Origin of the sequence: Massilia sp. BKSP1R2A-1, assembly GCF_050586525.1 — a bacterium.
In the GTDB taxonomy this organism is placed as follows: domain Bacteria; phylum Pseudomonadota; class Gammaproteobacteria; order Burkholderiales; family Burkholderiaceae_D; genus Telluria.
In genome coordinates this window covers 198,305-215,704 of the sequence record NZ_JBOBRE010000002.1, presented here as the reverse complement: position 1 = coordinate 215,704, position 17,400 = coordinate 198,305, and the positions used below count along the sequence as shown (strand labels likewise).

At 66.1% G+C, this 17,400-nt stretch carries 16 protein-coding genes; 2 read left to right on the top strand and 14 right to left on the bottom strand.

The window, feature by feature from the left end; genetic code table 11:
• Positions 1-106: 106 nt before the first annotated feature.
• The 4 genes from yacG to ACQ7JA_RS04215 all read right to left on the bottom strand — a co-directional run bounded on the left by yacG (position 107) and on the right by ACQ7JA_RS04215 (position 2,657).
• The gene (gene yacG, locus ACQ7JA_RS04230; protein WP_430894836.1) at positions 107-289 is read right to left on the bottom strand and encodes a DNA gyrase inhibitor YacG; all 183 of its coding nucleotides are present in this window, start codon (positions 287-289) and stop codon (positions 107-109) included.
• An 18-nt stretch (positions 290-307) separates the two neighbouring features.
• A complete protein-coding gene (gene zapD / locus ACQ7JA_RS04225; RefSeq protein ID WP_430894834.1) occupies positions 308-1,063 on the bottom strand; it encodes a cell division protein ZapD in 756 nt (251 codons plus the stop codon).
• A gap of 90 nt (positions 1,064-1,153) precedes the next feature.
• On the bottom strand, positions 1,154-1,774 hold the full coding sequence (coaE, locus tag ACQ7JA_RS04220) for a dephospho-CoA kinase (RefSeq protein ID WP_430894832.1): 621 nt from the start codon (positions 1,772-1,774) through the stop codon (positions 1,154-1,156).
• Between the two features lie 7 nt (positions 1,775-1,781).
• A complete protein-coding gene (locus ACQ7JA_RS04215) occupies positions 1,782-2,657 on the bottom strand; it encodes a prepilin peptidase (RefSeq protein ID WP_430894830.1) in 876 nt (291 codons plus the stop codon).
• A 195-nt stretch (positions 2,658-2,852) separates the two neighbouring features.
• Between ACQ7JA_RS04215 and ACQ7JA_RS04210 the strand changes: the two genes are divergently transcribed.
• The gene (locus ACQ7JA_RS04210) at positions 2,853-4,235 is read left to right on the top strand and encodes a hypothetical protein (protein WP_430894828.1); all 1,383 of its coding nucleotides are present in this window, start codon (positions 2,853-2,855) and stop codon (positions 4,233-4,235) included.
• A 46-nt stretch (positions 4,236-4,281) separates the two neighbouring features.
• Here the strand turns inward: ACQ7JA_RS04210 and ACQ7JA_RS04205 are convergent, their stop codons facing one another.
• Positions 4,282-5,268, bottom strand: a complete 987-nt coding sequence (locus ACQ7JA_RS04205) for a TerC family protein (RefSeq protein WP_430894826.1) — start codon at positions 5,266-5,268, stop codon at positions 4,282-4,284.
• A 31-nt stretch (positions 5,269-5,299) separates the two neighbouring features.
• Positions 5,300-5,728: a TerB family tellurite resistance protein gene (locus ACQ7JA_RS04200; protein WP_430894824.1), complete on the bottom strand. Its 429-nt coding sequence runs from the start codon at positions 5,726-5,728 to the stop codon at positions 5,300-5,302.
• A gap of 110 nt (positions 5,729-5,838) precedes the next feature.
• Here ACQ7JA_RS04200 and ACQ7JA_RS04195 point away from each other — a divergent pair, with 110 nt between their 5' ends.
• A complete protein-coding gene (locus tag ACQ7JA_RS04195) occupies positions 5,839-6,741 on the top strand; it encodes a LysR family transcriptional regulator (protein WP_430894822.1) in 903 nt (300 codons plus the stop codon).
• Between the two features lie 75 nt (positions 6,742-6,816).
• Here the strand turns inward: ACQ7JA_RS04195 and ACQ7JA_RS04190 are convergent, their stop codons facing one another.
• The 8 genes from ACQ7JA_RS04190 to ACQ7JA_RS04155 form a co-directional block, all read right to left on the bottom strand.
• Entirely contained in the window at positions 6,817-8,049 is a 1,233-nt protein-coding gene (locus ACQ7JA_RS04190; protein WP_430894820.1) for a type II secretion system F family protein, read from the bottom strand.
• Positions 8,050-8,066: 17 nt separating this feature from the next.
• Entirely contained in the window at positions 8,067-9,794 is a 1,728-nt protein-coding gene (gene pilB, locus ACQ7JA_RS04185; protein WP_430894818.1) for a type IV-A pilus assembly ATPase PilB, read from the bottom strand.
• Positions 9,795-9,979: 185 nt separating this feature from the next.
• The gene (locus tag ACQ7JA_RS04180) at positions 9,980-11,278 is read right to left on the bottom strand and encodes an HlyC/CorC family transporter (protein ID WP_430894816.1); all 1,299 of its coding nucleotides are present in this window, start codon (positions 11,276-11,278) and stop codon (positions 9,980-9,982) included.
• Between the two features lie 145 nt (positions 11,279-11,423).
• On the bottom strand, positions 11,424-12,983 hold the full coding sequence (locus ACQ7JA_RS04175; protein WP_430894814.1) for a methyl-accepting chemotaxis protein: 1,560 nt from the start codon (positions 12,981-12,983) through the stop codon (positions 11,424-11,426).
• Between the two features lie 86 nt (positions 12,984-13,069).
• Positions 13,070-13,477, bottom strand: a complete 408-nt coding sequence (locus ACQ7JA_RS04170) for a hypothetical protein (RefSeq protein ID WP_430894812.1) — start codon at positions 13,475-13,477, stop codon at positions 13,070-13,072.
• A gap of 12 nt (positions 13,478-13,489) precedes the next feature.
• A complete protein-coding gene (locus tag ACQ7JA_RS04165) occupies positions 13,490-14,749 on the bottom strand; it encodes a hypothetical protein (protein WP_430894810.1) in 1,260 nt (419 codons plus the stop codon).
• A gap of 212 nt (positions 14,750-14,961) precedes the next feature.
• Positions 14,962-15,519, bottom strand: a complete 558-nt coding sequence (locus tag ACQ7JA_RS04160; RefSeq protein ID WP_430894808.1) for a ClpP family protease — start codon at positions 15,517-15,519, stop codon at positions 14,962-14,964.
• Positions 15,520-15,556: 37 nt separating this feature from the next.
• Positions 15,557-17,344 carry a DUF4153 domain-containing protein gene (locus ACQ7JA_RS04155; protein WP_430894806.1) on the bottom strand — a complete coding sequence of 596 codons (1,788 nt, stop codon included), beginning with the start codon at positions 17,342-17,344 and terminating at the stop codon, positions 15,557-15,559.
• Between the last annotated feature and the right edge of the window lie 56 nt (positions 17,345-17,400).

The window sequence follows — 17,400 nt, the reverse complement described above, 5'->3', positions numbered from 1 at the left end:
GCGTGGGCGGAGGACCGCCCACCCTACAAATGGCAATCATCGTAGGGTGGGCAAGTCCCTTGCCCACGCGTTCAAATCACGTGTGAAAACCGATGGGCGACTTCGCTCAATCGTCCGCCAGCTTGTCGTCCTGCTTGTCGCCCGCCGCCGCCCCGGGAATCGTGTACTTTTCTTCGGCCCAGGCGCCCAGGTCGATCTGCTTGCAGCGCTCCGAGCAGAAAGGGCGGAATTTGTTCGCCGGGGTCCATTCGACCTTCTTGCCGCAGGTCGGGCAGGCTACAACAGTCATGTCACTACCAATCAAAAATCAAAAATTGCAGAGGGTCAGGTTGAAGGGCACGTCTTCCTCGAGCGCCTTCGGCTTGCAGTCGCCGCCATGGGTCGTGAAGCGCACCCACAGCATGTATTTGTTCGCCGAGATCTCGGGAATCGCACCCAGGGTCTCGTCGACCGACAGGCGCAGCATCTGGTAGACCTTGCCTTGCAACATCTGCTGGTAGCTGCCGCCAGTGGCGATCATCTTGACCGGGCCGCCGGAGTCGCGCAGCAGGCGCAGGACCAAAGCCAGGGCCTCGAACAGCGGCGCCAGCGGGGCGAACCAGCCCACGATGTCGGCGTGGCGCTGCTCGGCCGGGCGCTTCTGCCAGGCATAGTATGAGGGCAAATCGAATTCGCAGGCGCCACCGGGGATGATGGTGCGGCCGCGGATGCTCATCAGCCATTCATTGTCGCGCACGTTCTGGCCGGTCTTGCCCTGGGCGGCGACGAGGGCGCTGCTCACGGAATCGAGTTCGGCCAGCACGGCGTCGAGGGCTTCGGGGGCGACGTTCGGATTGCTGCGGTAGGACAGCAGGCTCTGCTTCTGACGCTCGAGTTCCTGCAGGAGATCGGACTTCAGGTCGGCGCGGCCGGCCACTTCCAGCATGTCGAAGATCGTGGCCAGGGCCACGTGGTGCTGCATGGGGTGCTCTTGGTGCACAAAGAACTTGAACTTCTCGTACAAATCTTCCAGCCGCAACAACGTGCGAATCCGCTCGTTGAAAGGATATTCGTAGACGATCAAAATGACATTCCTCTGAATGTAGGCTGGCGAGCAACCCCGTGATTCTGAACCATGCTGCGCAAAATTACAAATGCTGCATTGACTTTCTTGTTATTTCCTGGCCTGGGCCAGGTACATGGCGTGCAGTGCTTCGACCTGGGGCCGTAGAGCATCGAGCCCGTCGTCGTTCACAATGATGTCGTCGGCTTGCGCGCGGCGCTGTTCGCGGCTGACCTGGGCGGCCATGATGGCGCGCACCTGTTCCTCGCTGATGCTGCTCCTCGCCATCACCCGCGCCACCTGGATTTCCTCGGAACAGTCGATCGCCAGCACGCGCGTGACGCGCTCGCGCCAGGTGCCGGACTCGATCAGCAGGGGCACGACGAAGATCACGTAGTCGCCGGTGGCAATGGCAGCCGCAGCCGCGGTGGCGTCGCGGATGCGCGGATGCAGGATGGCTTCCAGGCGGCTTCTCGCGCTCGCGTCCGTAAATACGAGGGCGCGCATTTTCGCGCGGTCAAGGGCGCCGTCCTTTGTTGCGAAGTCCTCGCCGAACTCGGCCAGCAGGGCCGGCATGGCGGCGCCATGCGGGGCGGTGAGGGAGTGGGCGATGACGTCGGTATCGATCACCGAAGCGCCCAGCGCCGCGAACATGTCGGCGACGGTCGTCTTGCCGCAGCCGATGCCGCCGGTGAGGCCGACCGAGAATGCGAGACTGGTCTGCTCAGCCATGGCCGTCTCAGGCGCCGGCAACGAAGCCGGCCAGGCGGGCGCTGATGCCGGTGCCGTAGAGCAGGGCGATGAGGCCGGCCGCCGCCAGGTAGGGACCGAAGGGGATCGGCTTGTCGCGGCCGCGCTTGGCGAACACGATCAGGCTGATGCCGACGATCGCGCCCACCACCGAGGACAGCAGGATGATGGTCGGCAGCATGGCCCAGCCGAGCCAGGCGCCCAGGGCCGCGAGCAGCTTGAAGTCGCCGTAGCCCATGCCTTCCTTGCCGGTGACGAGCTTGAACAGCCAGTACACCGACCACAGCACCAGATAGCCGGCCGCGGCGCCGATCACGGCGTCCTGCAGGGGCACGAAGGTGCCGTGGATGTTCACCAGCAGGCCCGCCCACAGCAGCGGATAGGTGAGATCGTCGGGCAGCAGCTGGGTGTCGAGGTCGATGAAGGTCATCGCGATCAGCAGGAACAGGAACAGCAGGGTCGCCAGGCCCGCCAGGCCGCTGCCGAAGGTCCAGACCAGCACGCCCGCCAGCACGCCGGTGAGCAGCTCGACCGCCGGGTAGCGCGCCGAGATCGGCGCCTTGCAGTTGCGGCACTTGCCGCGCAGGGCCAGCCAGCTGATCACCGGGATGTTTTCCAGGGCCGTGATCTGGTGGCCGCAGCAGGGGCAGGCGGAGCGCGGGACCATCAGGTTGTAGCGGTCGGTGTGCGGCGGCTCCTTGCCGCTTTCCTGCGCCACGTAGTTGTCGGACTCGCGCTGCATCATCTTCGGAATGCGGTGGATGACCACGTTCAGGAAGCTGCCTACGAGCAGGCCAAACAGGGCGGCCACGAGGGTGGCGCTGAGGGTGGCCGGCGGGGCGAACAGGAAAGAGTCCAGGGGCATGGCGGCAGGGTCCGATCAGGTGGTAAGTGCGGGCAGTGCGAAAATGATTCTCCAGATCAACCTATTGTAGAGCTTTCGATCCGATTTGGCGAAGCATTCGCCAAGCCCGCGGGTCCATCGCGCACGATTGTCGCGGATCAGGCCACACCCATGGCGCGCGGCTACGCTGGGCTTTTATCGCCGCCAGGTGCCGCCATGCCACGCGCCAGCTTTACCTTCCTCAACCACGCCTGCTTCATTGTGCGCACCGATGGGGCGCTCCTTGTCGCCGACCCCTGGCTCGAGGGCGCCGTCTTCGACAATGCCTGGGCCCTGGTCGACCCGTCCAGCAGCGACGAAGCCCTGATCGACATCCTCAACGGGGCGGGCGTCCCCGTCTATATCTGGTGTTCGCGCGCCACGCCGGACCGGCTGGCCCTGCCTTTCCTGCGGCGCTTCCGGGCGGAATTCCGTGGCATCGCGACCTTTCTCTATCGTCCGGGGCGTGACATGCGCCTGGGCGAAGAGCTGCGGCGCCTGCGCCTGCCGGTGGCCGAATGCCCGGACGGCGCCACCGTGGGCCTGGCCGGCGGCCTGCGCCTGACGGCGCTGAGCAATGGTGACGGTGACACGGCCTGCCTGATCGGCGCGGGCGGGCGCCACATCCTGAGCCTGGGTGAGCGCGCGCTGCCGACCATCGCCGCCTGCCAGGCCCTGCTTCCGCGCATCGGCCAGCTCGCGCCGCGCATCGACCTGCTCCTGACGAGCTTCGGCCAGATGGGCTGGTGCGGCAACCCGGACAGCTTCACGGTGCGCGAGGTGGCGGCCAAGGCGGCGGTCGAGCGGCTGGCGGCGCAGATCGAGCGCCTGCGGCCCAGGCTGGTGGTGCCGGTGGCGTCCTTCGCGCGGTTCGCGCGGGCCGACAATGCCTGGCTCAATGGCGGCAGGCTGGCGCCGCGGGAATTGCTGGAGACGGCGAGGCTGGAAAACGTGCGCGGCCTGGTCCGCTTCATGGCGCCCGGCGACACCATCGATCTCCTGCGCGACACGCCGGCCTCGATGGCCGCGCGGCACGAGGCCGCGCTGGAACATTGGAGCAGCTGCTGGCGCAACCGCCCGCCGCCGCTGCCGCGCCCGCCGCCCGCCTCGCTCGGCGAACTCAAGGCGGCCTTCTCGCGCTACCGCGAACACGTGGCCGAGGGCCTGCACGTGCTGCCCTGGCTGTTCGAAGCCTTCGGCCTGGTGCGGCCCCTGCTGCTGCACCTGCCCGACCTGCGCCAGAACGTGGAACTCTCCTATCGCCATGGCCTGCGCCTGCGGCCCAGGGCGAATGTGGATCATCCTGCGGCCCACATCGCCATGTTTTCCGGCACGGCGCTGCGCCTGATCACGGCTGCCGATGGCTTCGAGACCGCCTACGCGGGCGGCTGCTTCTGGACCCTGCGGCGCAGCGGGCTGTCCACTTTCGGCCGCTTCTTCCTGCCGCAGCGCATGGGCAGGCGCGGCGCCGACCGGCGGCGGCCGCTGGCGATGGGAGGGCTGTTGTGGCGGGCGCTGCTGGGGAGGATGGCGCGGCAGTTGCAGGCCGCGCTCCGTTAGAAGGGAAGAGCAGGCGGCTGCTTGCCGCCTGCCCGGTTCGCAAGAATCAGCTTGCGATCTGCGCTGCGTCCTTGCGGGTCTTCCACAGCGAGTACAGCACGCCCGAGGCGATCAGCAGGCCCGTCACCGCCAGCGACAGGGCTGCCGGCACCTTGCCGCCGAAGACGAAGTCGCCCAGGAAGATCTTCGAGCCGATGAAGACCAGCACCGCGGCCAGCGAGTACTTCAGGTAGTGGAAGCGCGCCACCATCGCCGCCAGCGCGAAGTACAGTGCGCGCAGGCCCAGCACCGCGAAGATGTTCGAGGTGTAGACGATGAAGGGGTCGCTCGTGATCGCGAAGATCGCGGGCACGCTGTCGACTGCGAACACCACGTCCGTGATCTCGACCATGCACAGCGCCAGGAACAGCGGCGTGGCCCACAGGATGGTCTTGCCGGGCACAGCCGGGTCCGGCTGGCGCACCAGGAAGTGGTTGCCGTGCAGCTCGGGCGTGATGCGCAGGTGGCCCCTCAGCCAGGACAGGACCTTGCTCTCGCGGATATCGTCGCTGCTGGTGTCCACGAAGAACATCTTGATGCCGGTGAAGACCAGGAAGGCGCCGAAGATGTACAGGGTCCAGTAGTAACTTTCCACCAGGGCGGTGCCGGCGCCGATCATGATGCCGCGCGTGACGATCACGCCGATGATGCCCCAGAACAGCACGCGGTGCTGGTAGAGCGGCGGGATGGCCAGGGTCGCAAAGATCAGCGAGATAACGAAGATATTGTCGAGCGACAGGCTCTTCTCGATCAGGAAGCCGGTATAGAAGTGCAGGCCCTTTTCGCTGCCGAACTCATGCCAGACCCAGAGACCGAACAGCAGGCCCGCCGTCAGGTAGAGGGCCGACAGCTTGAGGCTTTCCTTGACCCCGATGACGTGGTCTTTCTTGTTGAGTACGCCGAGGTCGAAGGCGAGCAGGACCACGACGATTGTGAGAAACACCAGCCAGGTCCAGGCTGGTGTTCCAAGCCAGAGTGTACTTAGCATGTCCATGATGGGCTCCGATTAACAAGGTACAAGGGACTCAGGTGGTGAGGGCAGCCGTTGTGAAGGAATCCTCGGCACGGTCCTGTCCGAACCAGGCGCGGGCGGCGCGGCGCACCAGCGTCGTCTCGCGGCCGTCGAGGTGGCCGTCGGCCTGGACGATGTCGACCATGGTCTTCCACAGGCAGATCTGCAGCAGCGGGTCGCGGATGTCCAGCAGCAGGCCGTCCAGCAGCTTCGGGTCGATCTCGACCACGCCGGCGCGGCGGTTGGCGGCGGCATCCAGCAGGTCTTCGCACAGCTCGCGCAGGGTCTGGTCGAAGGTTTCGTCGTCGACCTTGACCTGCTTCAGGAAGGAAGCACGGTGCATGGCGTGCACCTCGGACGGGCTGACATGGCCGTCGACGATCATGGCGAGCGCGAGGATGCGGCTGATGGCTTCGGGACTGTTGGCGGGATAAGTGTGCATCGTGGACCTCGTCAAAAAAATGAATGTGAAGTCACTATAGGAGCGCACCATTGCAAAGTAAAATCGATTAATCTTTAGATATCCGTAAGTTTTTATTGAGGTTTCGCGCGATGATCAATTACAAGCACCTGCATTACTTCCATGCGGTCGCGACCTTGGGCACGGTAGCGCGCGCGGCCGAGCAATTGCACGTGACGGCACAGGCGATCAGCATGCAGCTGCAGGTGCTGGAGGATCAGCTGGGCGAGGCGCTGTTCCAGAAGAAGGGCCGGGTGCTGGAGCTGACCGAAGCGGGCAAGACGGTGCTGCGTTACGCCGAGCAGATCTTCGACCTCGGCAACGAGCTGGAGCAGGCGGTGCGGCGCGGCGGCTTCACGGAGCCGGAGACCCTGCGCGTCGGCATTACCGACGTGGTTGCCAAGACCATGGCCTTCCGCATGCTGCAGCCGGCGCGCGAGGCCGGCCTGGCCATGCGCCTGATCTGCAAGGAGGGCCGCTTCGAGGACCTGGTGGTCGAGCTGGCTGCGCACCGGCTCGACCTCGTGATCGCCGACCAGGGCCTGCCGACCGGCGGCGCGGTGCGCGGCCACACCCGCCTGCTCGGCTCCAGCACCCTCACCGTGATGGGCCACCCGACGCTGTGCCAGGCCTGGCCGGGCGATTTCCCGCAGCGCCTGGAAGGCGCGCCGATCCTGCTGCCGGGCCAGGACGCCGCCGTGCACAGCCAGCTGAACAGCTGGTTCGAGACCCACGCGCTGCGCCCCATCATCGTCGGCGAGTTCGACGACGGCGCCCTGCTGAAATCCTTCGCCTGCGCCGGCACCGGCTTCATGGTGACGCCCACCGTGCTGGCCGACATCGTGCGCGAGGAAGACGGCATGGAGGCGATCGGCACCATCGACGCCATCGTCGAGCACTTCTATGCCGTGTCGGTCGAGCGGCGCGAGCATCACCCGGCCGTGCGCCGCATCCTGGAAGGGGCGGGCTCGGTGTTCAGGGACGGCGCAAGCTAGTGTCGGGAGTCGCAAGCGCAAATGAAAAGGGCCGGTCCGAGGACCGGCCCTTCCTGTACCCCCAGGTTGCTGCGCTTACACCACCGAACCGAGCTTGAAGATCGGCATGTACATCGCCACCACCAGGCCGCCGATCAGCACGCCCAGCACGACCATGATGAGCGGCTCCATCAGCGAGGACAGCGCGGCCACGGCTTCGTCGACTTCTTCTTCGAAGAAGTCCGCCACCTTGCCCAGCATGGCGTCGAGCGAGCCGGATTCCTCGCCGATCTGCACCATCTGGATGACCATGTTCGGGAACACGTTCACGTTCTGCATCGAGATCGTCAGGCTGGTGCCGGTGCTGACTTCGGTCTGGATCTTGCGGGTCGCTTCCAGGTAGACGTAGTTGCCGGCGGCGCCGCCGACCGAGTCGAGGGCTTCGACCAGGGGCACGCCGGCCGCGAACATGGTCGACAGGGTGCGGGTCCAGCGCGCGATGGTCGCCTTGCGGATCACCGCGCCGAAGATCGGCAGGCGCAGCAGCAGGCGGTCCATGGCCTGCTGCAGCTTGAGCGAGCGGCGCCAGGACTGGAAGAAGAAGTACAGGCTGCCGAACAGCGAGCCGAAGATCAGCCACCAGTAGGACACGAAGAATTCCGAGATCGCCATCACGACCAGGGTCGGCGTGGGCAGGTCGGCCCCGAAGGTCTTGAACACTTCCTTGAAGGCCGGGACCACCCAGATCATGATCACGGCCGTGACCACGAAGGCGATCGCAAGGATCGAGATCGGGTACATCAGGGCCGACTTGATCTTGCCCTTGATGGCCAGGGTTTTCTCTTTATAGATCGCCAGGCGCGTCAGCAGGTCTTCGAGGATACCGGCCTGTTCGCCGGCGCCCACCAGGTTGCAGAACAGCGGGTCGAAGTAGAGCGGGTACTTGCGGAAGGCGTTGTTCAGGCTGGTGCCGGTCTCGACGTCGTTGCGCAGGTCCATGATCAGCTTGGACATCGAGGGATTGGCGTGGCCCTTGCCGACGATGTCGAAGGCCTGCAGCAGCGGCACGCCGGCCTTCATCATGGTGGCCAGCTGGCGGGTGAACAGGGTCAGGTCCTTGTCGGTGATCTTCTTGCCGCTGCGATAGGCCTTCTTCTTGACCTTGGTGACCAGGATGCCCTGGCGGCGCAGCGTGACGTTGACGATCGCCTCGCCGCCGGCGCGGATCTCGCCGCGCACGGTCTTGCCGGTGCGGTCCTTGCCTTCCCAGGCATAGACCTTTTCCTTGACCTGGGCGCTGCCCTGGCCTTTTGTGAGGAGGCTTGCCATATCGTGTTATTCGCTTCCTATTCGTTGGTGCAGCCGAGGACTTCTTCGAGACTCGTGAGCCCCTGCTTGACTTTCATGAGGCCCGAGCGGCGCAGCGAATTCACGCCATCCTTCTCGGCCTGTTCGGCGATCTGCATCGAGTTGCCGTGCGCGAGGATCAGGGCCTCGATCGCCGGGGTGATCGGCATCAGCTGGTAGATGCCCACGCGGCCCTTGTAGCCGGAGCCCAGGCAGCGGTCGCAGCCCACCGGGCCGTAGGGCTTCCAGTCGCCTTCCAGGTCGCTCTCGCGGTAGCCCGCCGCCACCAGCACCTCGCGCGAGGTCTCGAGCGGCTGCTTGCAGCTGCACAGGCGGCGCGCCAGGCGCTGCGCCGTGATCAGGATGACGGACGAGGCAATGTTGAAGGGCGCCACGCCCATGTTCATCAGGCGCGTCAGGGTCGAGGGCGCATCGTTGGTGTGCAGGGTCGAGAACACCATGTGGCCGGTCTGGGCGGCCTTGATCGCGATGTCGGCGGTTTCCAGGTCGCGGATCTCGCCGACCATGATGATGTCCGGATCCTGGCGGAGAAAAGACTTCAGGGCCACCGGGAAGGTGAGGCCGGCCTTGTCGTTGACGTTGACCTGGTTCACGCCGGGCAGGTTGATCTCGGCCGGGTCTTCCGCGGTCGAGATGTTGATGCCCGGTTTGTTCAGCACGTTCAGGCAGGTGTACAGCGACACCGTCTTGCCGGAGCCGGTCGGGCCGGTCACCAGCACCATGCCGTAGGGACGCGAGATCGCGTCCAGCAGCAGGGCCTTCTGTTCCGGGTCGTAGCCGAGCGCGTCGATGCCCATCTGCGCCTGGGTGGCGTCGAGAATACGCATGACCGTCTTCTCGCCGAACAGGGTCGGCAGCGTCGAGACGCGGAAGTCGACGGTCTTGGTCGGGCCCATCACCAGGCGCATGCGGCCGTCCTGGGGCACGCGCTTTTCCGAGATGTCGAGCTTGGCCAGTACCTTGATGCGCGAGACCAGCTTGTCGCGGATGCCGATCGGCGGATTGGCGTGGTCGCGCAGCACGCCGTCCACGCGCATGCGGATGCGGTAGTACTTTTCGTAGGGCTCGAAATGGATGTCCGAGGCGCCCAGCTGCATGGCGTCCATCAGGATCTTGTTCAGGAAGCGCACGATGGGCGCGTCCTCGACGTCGTTGGCCGCATCCGGCGGCGGGGCGGCCTGCGCCTCTTCCTCGGCGAACTCGATTTCGCCGTCCTCGCCGGCCAGCTCGTTCAGGCTGTCCTCGGCGCTCTTGGCGAATCCGGCCAGGAGTTTCAGCAGGGCGTCGTGGGCCACGATCACCGGCTCGACCGAGGCCTCGCTCTGGAACTTGATCTGGTCCAGGGCCTGGGTATTCGTCGGGTCGGACAGGGCCACCGACATCTTGTTGCCGCGCTTGGCCAGCGCGATGACGCGCTGCGCCTGCATCAGCTTGGCGTCGATGGCGGCGGCGGGGAAGGCGTCAGGCGCGAAGCTCGACAGATCGAGCAGCGGATAGCCGAAGGTCTCGGCGCAGAAGCTGGCCAGCGTGGCGGAATCGATGATGCCGCTGTCGAGCAGGGTGTCGATGAAGGCGGCCTTGTCCTGCGTCGCCTTCTTCTGCAGCGCATCGGCCTGTCCCGCGCTCAGGCGGCCGGCCTGGACCAGCGCGCGCGCCAGGCCCGCCATCGGCGTGCCTTGGGTCGTGTTGGGAAGGACTGCTGCCATATGCGCAAGTAGGGAAAAAGGGGATGCGGCGTGGGTGAGGGATCATTGGATGATGCCTACAGGCATCAAATTTGTAAAGGATTCCGTGCCCGGCTAGATGCGTGCGCGCCACGTAGACAGGATGGCACGCGGCGATTCGATATCAGCACAATAAGGGGTGTGAATCGGGCGACAACGAGTATGGTTCAGGCGACAAGGAAACGCCTTGATTGGGCGGGCCGCAGCAGCTTGACGCGCTTCACGGCCTGGTCCTGCACTTGCAGTACTTCGATGACGCAGCCGCCGATCTTCAGCGCGATCGGCGCCTCCGGGATTTCCTGCAGGGTTTCGAGCAGCAGGCCGTTCAGGGTGCGCGGACCGTCCAGCGGAAGACCCAGCCCCAGCTGCTTGTTGATGTCGCGCAGCGGGGTGCCGCCATCGAGCAGGCAGGCGCCGCCCGCATCCCAGCCGAGGGATTCCTCGGGCGCGCTGCCGGCCTGCTGGGTCGTGAAGCTGCCGATCATCTCCTCGATGATGTCGTCCAGGGTGAGCAGGCCCTGCACCTCGCCGTATTCGTCGACCACCACGCCGAGCCGCTCGCGCGCCTCCTGGAAGTACTGGAGCTGGTCGAGCACGCGGGTGTCCTCGAGGATGAAATAGGGCGCGGCGAGCAGGGCGCGCAGGCTTTCCTTGCTGGCGCCGCCCGGTTCGCGCAGCAGGCTCGCGGCCTTGCGCACGTGCAGGATGCCGATCACGCGGTTGATCTCGCCCTCGTAGACGGGCAGGGTGTTGTGCACGCAGTTCGCCAGGCCCTCGAGGATGGTCTCGAACGGGTCGTCGAGGTCGAGCGCCTCGATCCGGGCACGCGGGCTCATGATGTCGCCGACCTTCACCGATTCCAGGTCGAACAGGTTGAGCAGGATGCTGCGGTGCTTCTGCGGGATGAAGCTGCCGCCTTCCAGCACCACCGAGCGCAGCTCTTCCTGCGACAGGCGCTGGCGCGCGGCGTCGGGTCCCGTGCGGATGCGCAGGATCCACAGGAGGGCGCGCACGAACACGTTCACGAAGGAGATCAGCGGGCGGCCGATGCCCATCAGGCCCTTGAGCGGCAGGCTGGTGGCGGTGGCGACCGGCTCGGGATAGGTCGCGCCGATGATCTTGGGCGAGACTTCGGCGAACACGATCAGCAGGAAGGCCACTGCGGCGGCGGCGCCGGCGATCACGCTTTCCTCGGCGCCGAACAGGCGGATCGCGATCACCGTGACCAGGGCCGCGCACATGGCGTTGAGGAGGATGTTCGAGATCAGCACCAGCGACAGGAAGCGGTCGGTGCGTTCCAGCAGCCACAGGGCGGTGATGGCGCCGCGGTGTCCGCGGCCCGCCAGGTGGCGCAGGCGATACTTGTTGGCGGCCATCAGGGCCGTTTCCGACATCGCGAAGAAGGCGGAAAGAAGAATGAGGAGGGCGAGTGCGAGGATCAGCACCCACAAAGGGACGGTATCCAAGGGTCACCGTGGGAAGCGTGCGGGAGGTCGATTCTAAGGCAAGCCCGGGTGGGGTGCAAGCCGGGGTCGTAGGGTGGGCGGCATCCACGCTGCGGCAGATCTGGCCGTAAGGTGGAGCCACCCACCCTACGGGTATTTCCGGTGCTTAGCGCAAGGCGAGACGCTTCGAGCCACCCACGTTCTGGGCCGCCGTCTCCAGCTTGAACACCGACAGCGCCGTCGTCAGCTGGCTGGTCTGCTCGGTCAGCGATTCCGCCGCCGCCGAAGCTTCCTCGACCAGCGCCGAGTTCTGCTGGGTCATCTCGTCGATGCTGCCGATCGCGCGGCCGATGTCGTCGATGCCGGCGCTCTGGCGGGCGCCGGCGGCGCTGATTTCGGCCATGATGGTCTGCACCTTGCGCACCGATTCCACGATCTGGCCCATGGTCACGCCGGCTTCGTCGACCAGCGCGGTGCCGGCCGAGACCTTGGCCACCGAGTCGCCGATCAGCTCCTTGATTTCCTTGGCGGCGCTGGCGGAGCGCTGGGCCAGGTTGCGCACCTCGCCCGCCACGACCGCGAAGCCGCGGCCCTGTTCGCCGGCGCGCGCGGCTTCCACCGCCGCATTCAACGCCAGGATATTGGTCTGGAAGGCGATGCCGTCGATGACCGAGATGATCTCGACGATCTTGTTGGCCGAGCTGTTGATGTCGCCCATGGTGTTGACCACGCCGCCGACCACCTGGCCGCCGCGGGTCGCGATGCTGGTGGCATTCTCCACCAGCGCGTTGGCCTGGCTGGCGGCGGTGGCGTTCTCGCGCACGGCGCCGGTCAGTTCTTCCATCGAACGGCTGGTGCGGTCCAGGCTTGCGGCCTGCGATTCGGTGCGGCGCGCGAGGTCCGCGTTGCCGCTCGCGATTTCCGAGCTGGCCAGGGCGATGGTGTCGGCGGACTGCTTGATCTCGGCCACCAGGGTCGCCAGGCGGCCGCGCATTTCCTTCAGCGCCACCAGCAGGCTCGACTGGTCGCCGGCCTCGATGCGGATCTCGGTCGACAGGTCGCCGCTGGCCACCGCCTGCGCGATTTCACGCGCGTATTCCGGTTCGCCGCCCAGCTGCTGCCAGATGGTGCGCACCACGAACCAGGACACCAGGGCCAGGCAGGCGATCACGATCAGCGCGGTGATGAGCATCGAGAATACGACCTTGTTGACGCTGTTCTTGCTGTCCTCGATGCCGGCCGCGAACTGGCGCTGCGCCGCTTCATTGACCTTGGCCAGGTCGCCGTTGAGCGTGGCGAGGGTCGACTGCATCTTGCCGACGACCGCCTGCGGGTCGCCTTCTTCCATTTCGAGCATGATGCGCGCGGCCGACTGGGCCGGCGCGAAGTATGCGTCGAATTCCTTCTTGAGGCGCGCGCCGGTTTCCTGCTGCCCCTCGATCTGCTTGAATTTCTCCAGCTTGGCGCGCAGCTTGTTCGCCGCCTCGCCCATCTGGCCTACTTTGTCCTTGTCGCCTTCCGCGACCGCTTCCTGCAGGCCGTCCGTGATGGCGGCCACGTCCAGGATCAGCGCCTTGGAGGCATCGAGCACCGGATAGTCGACGCTCGCGGTGGTCGTGATCGAGTTCAGTGCGCGATTCGCGATCATCGCGCTCGCGCCGGCCCCGAGGCCGAAAATGATGGCGGAAATGACGGGCAGTGCCCAGATCCTGCGCTTGATGCTCATTGATGTCTCCGGAATGCAGAAACCGCCGCAGGTCCGTTGCCTGCGGCGGGTGCTTCGTTGGTACTGCGCGATTGGCCTGGCGACGCTTACTGCGCCGTGTAGACGACCTTCACGCTGCCGTCGACGGCGCTCTTGTCGATGTAGCCGATGGCCTTCGGGTTGGCGGCGACGGCGGCCTTGACGGCGGCGCTGTCTCCGACTTCCTTCGGCATGGTGGCCTTGCCGGTGAAGACCAGCTTCGACCACAGGGCCTTGGCCTGGGCCGCGTCCTTGTCCGCCACTTTCTTGTAGAACTCGGCGCGGATCGGGCTCGAGTCGGCCTGGTCGATCGGGGTCATGCTGGTCGATTTACCCAGGAAGAACTGGGCAACCTGGTCCTTCGTCATCGAGGACTCGGCGGCCTTCGGGTTCACCACGACCACGACTTCGGCCATGGCTGGGGCAGCGGCGGCAAAGGCGGCGGCTGCGATCAGGCTTGCGATGATCTTGTTCATGTGCGCCGCTCCTTAGAACACGAAGTCGAGGGCGAGGGCGCCGACCATCACGGCATCCTTGAAGCCCGGCTGGACGTTGATGAACAGGCCGGTGCCGTTCTTCGGCTTGACGCGGTCGAGTTGCCCCTTCAGTGCGACCGAGCTGGCGAAGTCCCAGCGGAAGCCGAAGGTGTTGGTCGACTGTTCGCCCTGGCCCACGCCGACGTTCGGCAGGCGGCGCACGCCGGCGCCGAGCTGCTGCATGGTCGGGGTGCAGGCCGCCGGGTAGCCGGCCGGGCAGGCTGCCGGCACGGTGTTGACGATGGCGCTGTCGATCTTCAGGTTGCTGTAGCTGACGTAGGGCAGGAACTTGCCCATGCGGTAGCCGCCCATCACGTAGTACGAGGTGGTGTCGTTGATGTAGGTCTTGGTCTTGCGCTTGGCGAATTCGGTCTGGACGACGATGTTGTTCCAGTCCATCGACAGGCCCAGCGAGCTGAAATTGGCGCGCTTGCCGTTCGCTTCGATCTCGTTTGCGAGGGTCGGCAGCTGGGTGAAGCGGTAGCCGGCGCCCGCGGCGCGCAGGCCGGCGACCAGGGTGTTCAGCGAAGTCGAATCGTCGATGGTGATTTCGGCGGTGGCATGGCCGGCGCGGACGGTGAACGGGCCGTGCTCGGCGCTCACGTTGATCGCGGCGATCTTCTTGCCCTTGGCGTGGATGCCGCCCGACACCGGCGACTTGACGTTACCGTAGGCCAGCTGCGAAGTCACGCTGGTGTCGCCGAAGCTGTGCTGCCAGGTGACGTCCGCGCCGTCGATGCTGTTGAACGGCACCTGCGAGTAGATTTCCGCCGGCGGGCGCAGCATGGTGTTGGCGTAGCCGACGTTGCGGTAGTCCGAGATCATGAAGACCGGCAGGCCGACGCGGCCGACGCGCACGCTGACTTCGTCGGAAATGCGGGCCTTGGCGAAGGCCCAGGTCAGTTCGGCGCCCCAGCTTTCTTCGGCGTCGCGGCGCACCAGGCCCTGGGCGGTCAGCGACAGCCAGCTGTTGACCGGCATGTCGGCCTGCAGGCCGAGGTTCGAGTCGATGCCGGTGCGCAGGTCGCGCGAGGAACCGGTGGCCTGGTTCGGACGGGCGAATTCGGCGTGGCCGTTATCGGAGTAGGTGACGGCGCCAGTGCCGAAACCGCTGACTTTCACTGCGGGGAAGCCGGTGCTGTCCTGGGCATGGGCGGTCGAAACTGCCAGCGGAAGCGCCAGCACGGTAGCAATCAAACGTTTGTTCGTCATTTTTGTCACTTTTTCTTGCTTAAGCTGCTTGGGAAGGTGGCGCTGGTGATGCAGCAATCAGATAGCGCCGTGAAAACACTCAAAAATGATTCTAGCGAGCAATCAAATTTCCCAGCAACAAAAAGATGACAATTGGTGACAATTTCACCATTAACGTCTTTACGCCGTTGTTTAGTTGAAACAAACGATTGTTTAGTTGACAAGAGGCTTTGTCAATTCCACCAGTGGCAGGTCGATCCGGCCGCCGGCAGCATGGCTTGCACGGCGCCGTGGATAATGCCGGCCTTGACGGCTTCGTCGGCGTCGAAGATGCGGGCATTGCCGGTGAGGTTGCTGCGGATGTCCGTGGCGCTGCCGGCCGCCGTGGTGGCGTCGAGGAAGATGCGGGCGTAGCGCTCGGCGTCGAAGTCGAGGCAGTCGCGCCACTCGGACACCCGCGCATGGTCGGCCGCGACCAGGCTGCCGAAGCCCCAGTGCAGCGGGTGGATCAGGAAACGGGTGCCGGGACAGGCATAGCGTTTCTGGCCGGCAAGGAAAATCACCACCGCGACCGACTCCACGCTGCCGATATTGTGGGTGGTGAGGGGTACCGGGAGCGACTTCAGGAAGAAATACAGGGCGAAGCCGGCCGTCATATTGCCGCCTTCGCTGGACATGTGCAGTTCGATTTCGGTGGCGCCGTTCTGCAAGGCCTGCAAGCAGTTGTTGCGGATCGCGCCGGCGGAATTGTGGTTGATCGGGCCGATGAAATGAACGATGTGCAGTGCCATGGACTCTCCTTCTCGGTGAGCCCAAGCATAGCAAGTTTCAGGGGGCGGGCGCGTCCTTCATGACCGCGCCTTCGGTCGGGCAGCCGTGTTCGGGCTCGACGTAGGGCCTGATCTGGAAGCGACGGCCGGCCACTTCCAGGTCTTGCCAGACCGGCGGCAGCAAGCGGATTTTTCCGTCGCGCAGGGCCTGTTGCCCTCCGGCGCAGGCCATGTCCGCGGCATAGGTGCCGACGAGCCGCCAGCGTTCGTTTCCGTCCTCGCGGGCGAACGCGGTGCTCCAGCGCATGGCGCCGAACAGCAGCACGTCCTCGCGCGCGTCGCCGTTCAGGTCGAGGACCAGCGCATCGCAGGTCTGGCCGCCGCTCAGCAGGCAATCCGGCAAGAAAGGCATGTGCTGCTGGGCGCGCCAGTCCGTGGCCAGGAAGCTGTCCGGCAGGCGTGCCCCGGCGGGCCAGACGCGCAGGTTGTCGGCCAGCCGCGGGGCCGCGCCCAGCCGGTCCAGCTGGTAGCGGTTCTGCAGCTTGCGCACCGCCACGATGCGCTGGCGCAGCTCGGCGGCGCCTGGCCGGCCGGCGTCCGCCTCCAGCCGGGCCAGGGCCGCGCGGCCATAGCGCGCGCCGTCGAAATGCAGGTAGCCGACGTCGAATTCCGGCGGCGTCACCTGGCCCGCCTCCAGGCGCGCCACCTGGTTGTCGGTCGACAGGCGCGCCGGGTCGGCCAGCGGCGTGAGCAGGGCCAGCAGCACGCCCAGCACCACGAGGGCTGCCGCGATATTCACCCCGGCCAGGCCGCGCAGCCAGCCGCGGCGCAGCGCCGCCGCCGCGTAGCCGCCCGCGTAGCAGGCGGCCACCAGCATGCTTGCGGCGGCATAGACGCGCTCGTGGGTCCAGCCGTAATCGCCGACGCGCAGGGCGAGGGCATAGATGGCCAGCAGGGTGACCGGCACCAGCAGCAGGGCCGCGACGCGGGCCGCAATGGCGACCGGCCTGGCCACCGGCAGGGCGCCGTTCTGCCAGGCCGCGTTGATCAGGACCACGAAGGCGGCGGCCGCGCCCAGCAGCACGCTGGCCGCGCTGCGGGTGGCCCAGAGCGGCTCCAGGCCGGTGAATGGCAGGCTGACGAGAAAGCCGCCGACCAGCAGCGCCAGCACCGGCAGGATCCAGGACAGCAGCACCAGCAGCAGGTTGCGGATGCCCTGCACGATGGCGGGCCGCAGGTCGGTCAGGTGCATCGCGCAGGCGAAGGCGAAGGTGGTCACGGGGATGGCGAACCACGATTCGCGGATGGCCTGCTGCAGGAAATCGAGCTTCACCAGCATGAACAGGGCGGCGCCCAGGTGCAGCACCAGCCAGGTCGCGCCGACGAAGACGGCGCTGAAGGCCAGCTGCACGCCGAGCTTCCAGGCGGTCTCGAAATAGGTGGCGTAGGCGGCGATGCGGCGGCCTTCCTCGACGGCGGCGAGCACGAGGGCATGGGCGATGAAGCAGCCTGCCGCCAGGAAGAAGCACAGCTGCGGCGAGGGCTCCACCGCCACCGGCTTGGGCGTGACCATGCGCGCGCCCTCCATGCGCCAGACGTCGTAGAAGGCCAGGGCCGCGATCACGGCGGCGGCGAGCATCACCCATTGCAGCAGGCGCCGCCGCGGCATCTGCCCGAGGCCGCTGATCGCCAGCACTGGCGTGAAGATCGACACCATCAGGAGCGGCACGAAGAGCAGCGGCATCGTCGCCGGCCACAGCAGCTCCTTGCCGGCCCGGTAGAGCAGGTAGAGAATCAGGCCCTGGACCAGGCCGATGGCAATGCGGGTGCCGGCAAGTGATTTCATCGTGGCGCTCCAGCTTGATAGAACGGCAATCTTAGCGGGGTTAAAGCTGTTGCGCT

Coding starts and splice junctions, on each gene's coding strand:
- yacG (WP_430894836.1), bottom strand. CDS start 289: ATGACTGTTGTAGCCTGCCCGACCTGCGGCAAGAAGGTCGAATGGACC.
- coaE (WP_430894832.1), bottom strand. CDS start 1,774: ATGGCTGAGCAGACCAGTCTCGCATTCTCGGTCGGCCTCACCGGCGGC.
- ACQ7JA_RS04215 (WP_430894830.1), bottom strand. CDS start 2,657: ATGCCCCTGGACTCTTTCCTGTTCGCCCCGCCGGCCACCCTCAGCGCC.
- ACQ7JA_RS04210 (WP_430894828.1), top strand. CDS start 2,853: ATGCCACGCGCCAGCTTTACCTTCCTCAACCACGCCTGCTTCATTGTG.
- ACQ7JA_RS04205 (WP_430894826.1), bottom strand. CDS start 5,268: ATGGACATGCTAAGTACACTCTGGCTTGGAACACCAGCCTGGACCTGG.
- ACQ7JA_RS04200 (WP_430894824.1), bottom strand. CDS start 5,728: ATGCACACTTATCCCGCCAACAGTCCCGAAGCCATCAGCCGCATCCTC.
- ACQ7JA_RS04195 (WP_430894822.1), top strand. CDS start 5,839: ATGATCAATTACAAGCACCTGCATTACTTCCATGCGGTCGCGACCTTG.
- ACQ7JA_RS04190 (WP_430894820.1), bottom strand. CDS start 8,049: ATGGCAAGCCTCCTCACAAAAGGCCAGGGCAGCGCCCAGGTCAAGGAA.
- pilB (WP_430894818.1), bottom strand. CDS start 9,794: ATGGCAGCAGTCCTTCCCAACACGACCCAAGGCACGCCGATGGCGGGC.
- ACQ7JA_RS04175 (WP_430894814.1), bottom strand. CDS start 12,983: ATGAGCATCAAGCGCAGGATCTGGGCACTGCCCGTCATTTCCGCCATC.
- ACQ7JA_RS04170 (WP_430894812.1), bottom strand. CDS start 13,477: ATGAACAAGATCATCGCAAGCCTGATCGCAGCCGCCGCCTTTGCCGCC.
- ACQ7JA_RS04165 (WP_430894810.1), bottom strand. CDS start 14,749: ATGACGAACAAACGTTTGATTGCTACCGTGCTGGCGCTTCCGCTGGCA.
- ACQ7JA_RS04160 (WP_430894808.1), bottom strand. CDS start 15,519: ATGGCACTGCACATCGTTCATTTCATCGGCCCGATCAACCACAATTCC.
- ACQ7JA_RS04155 (WP_430894806.1), bottom strand. CDS start 17,344: ATGAAATCACTTGCCGGCACCCGCATTGCCATCGGCCTGGTCCAGGGC.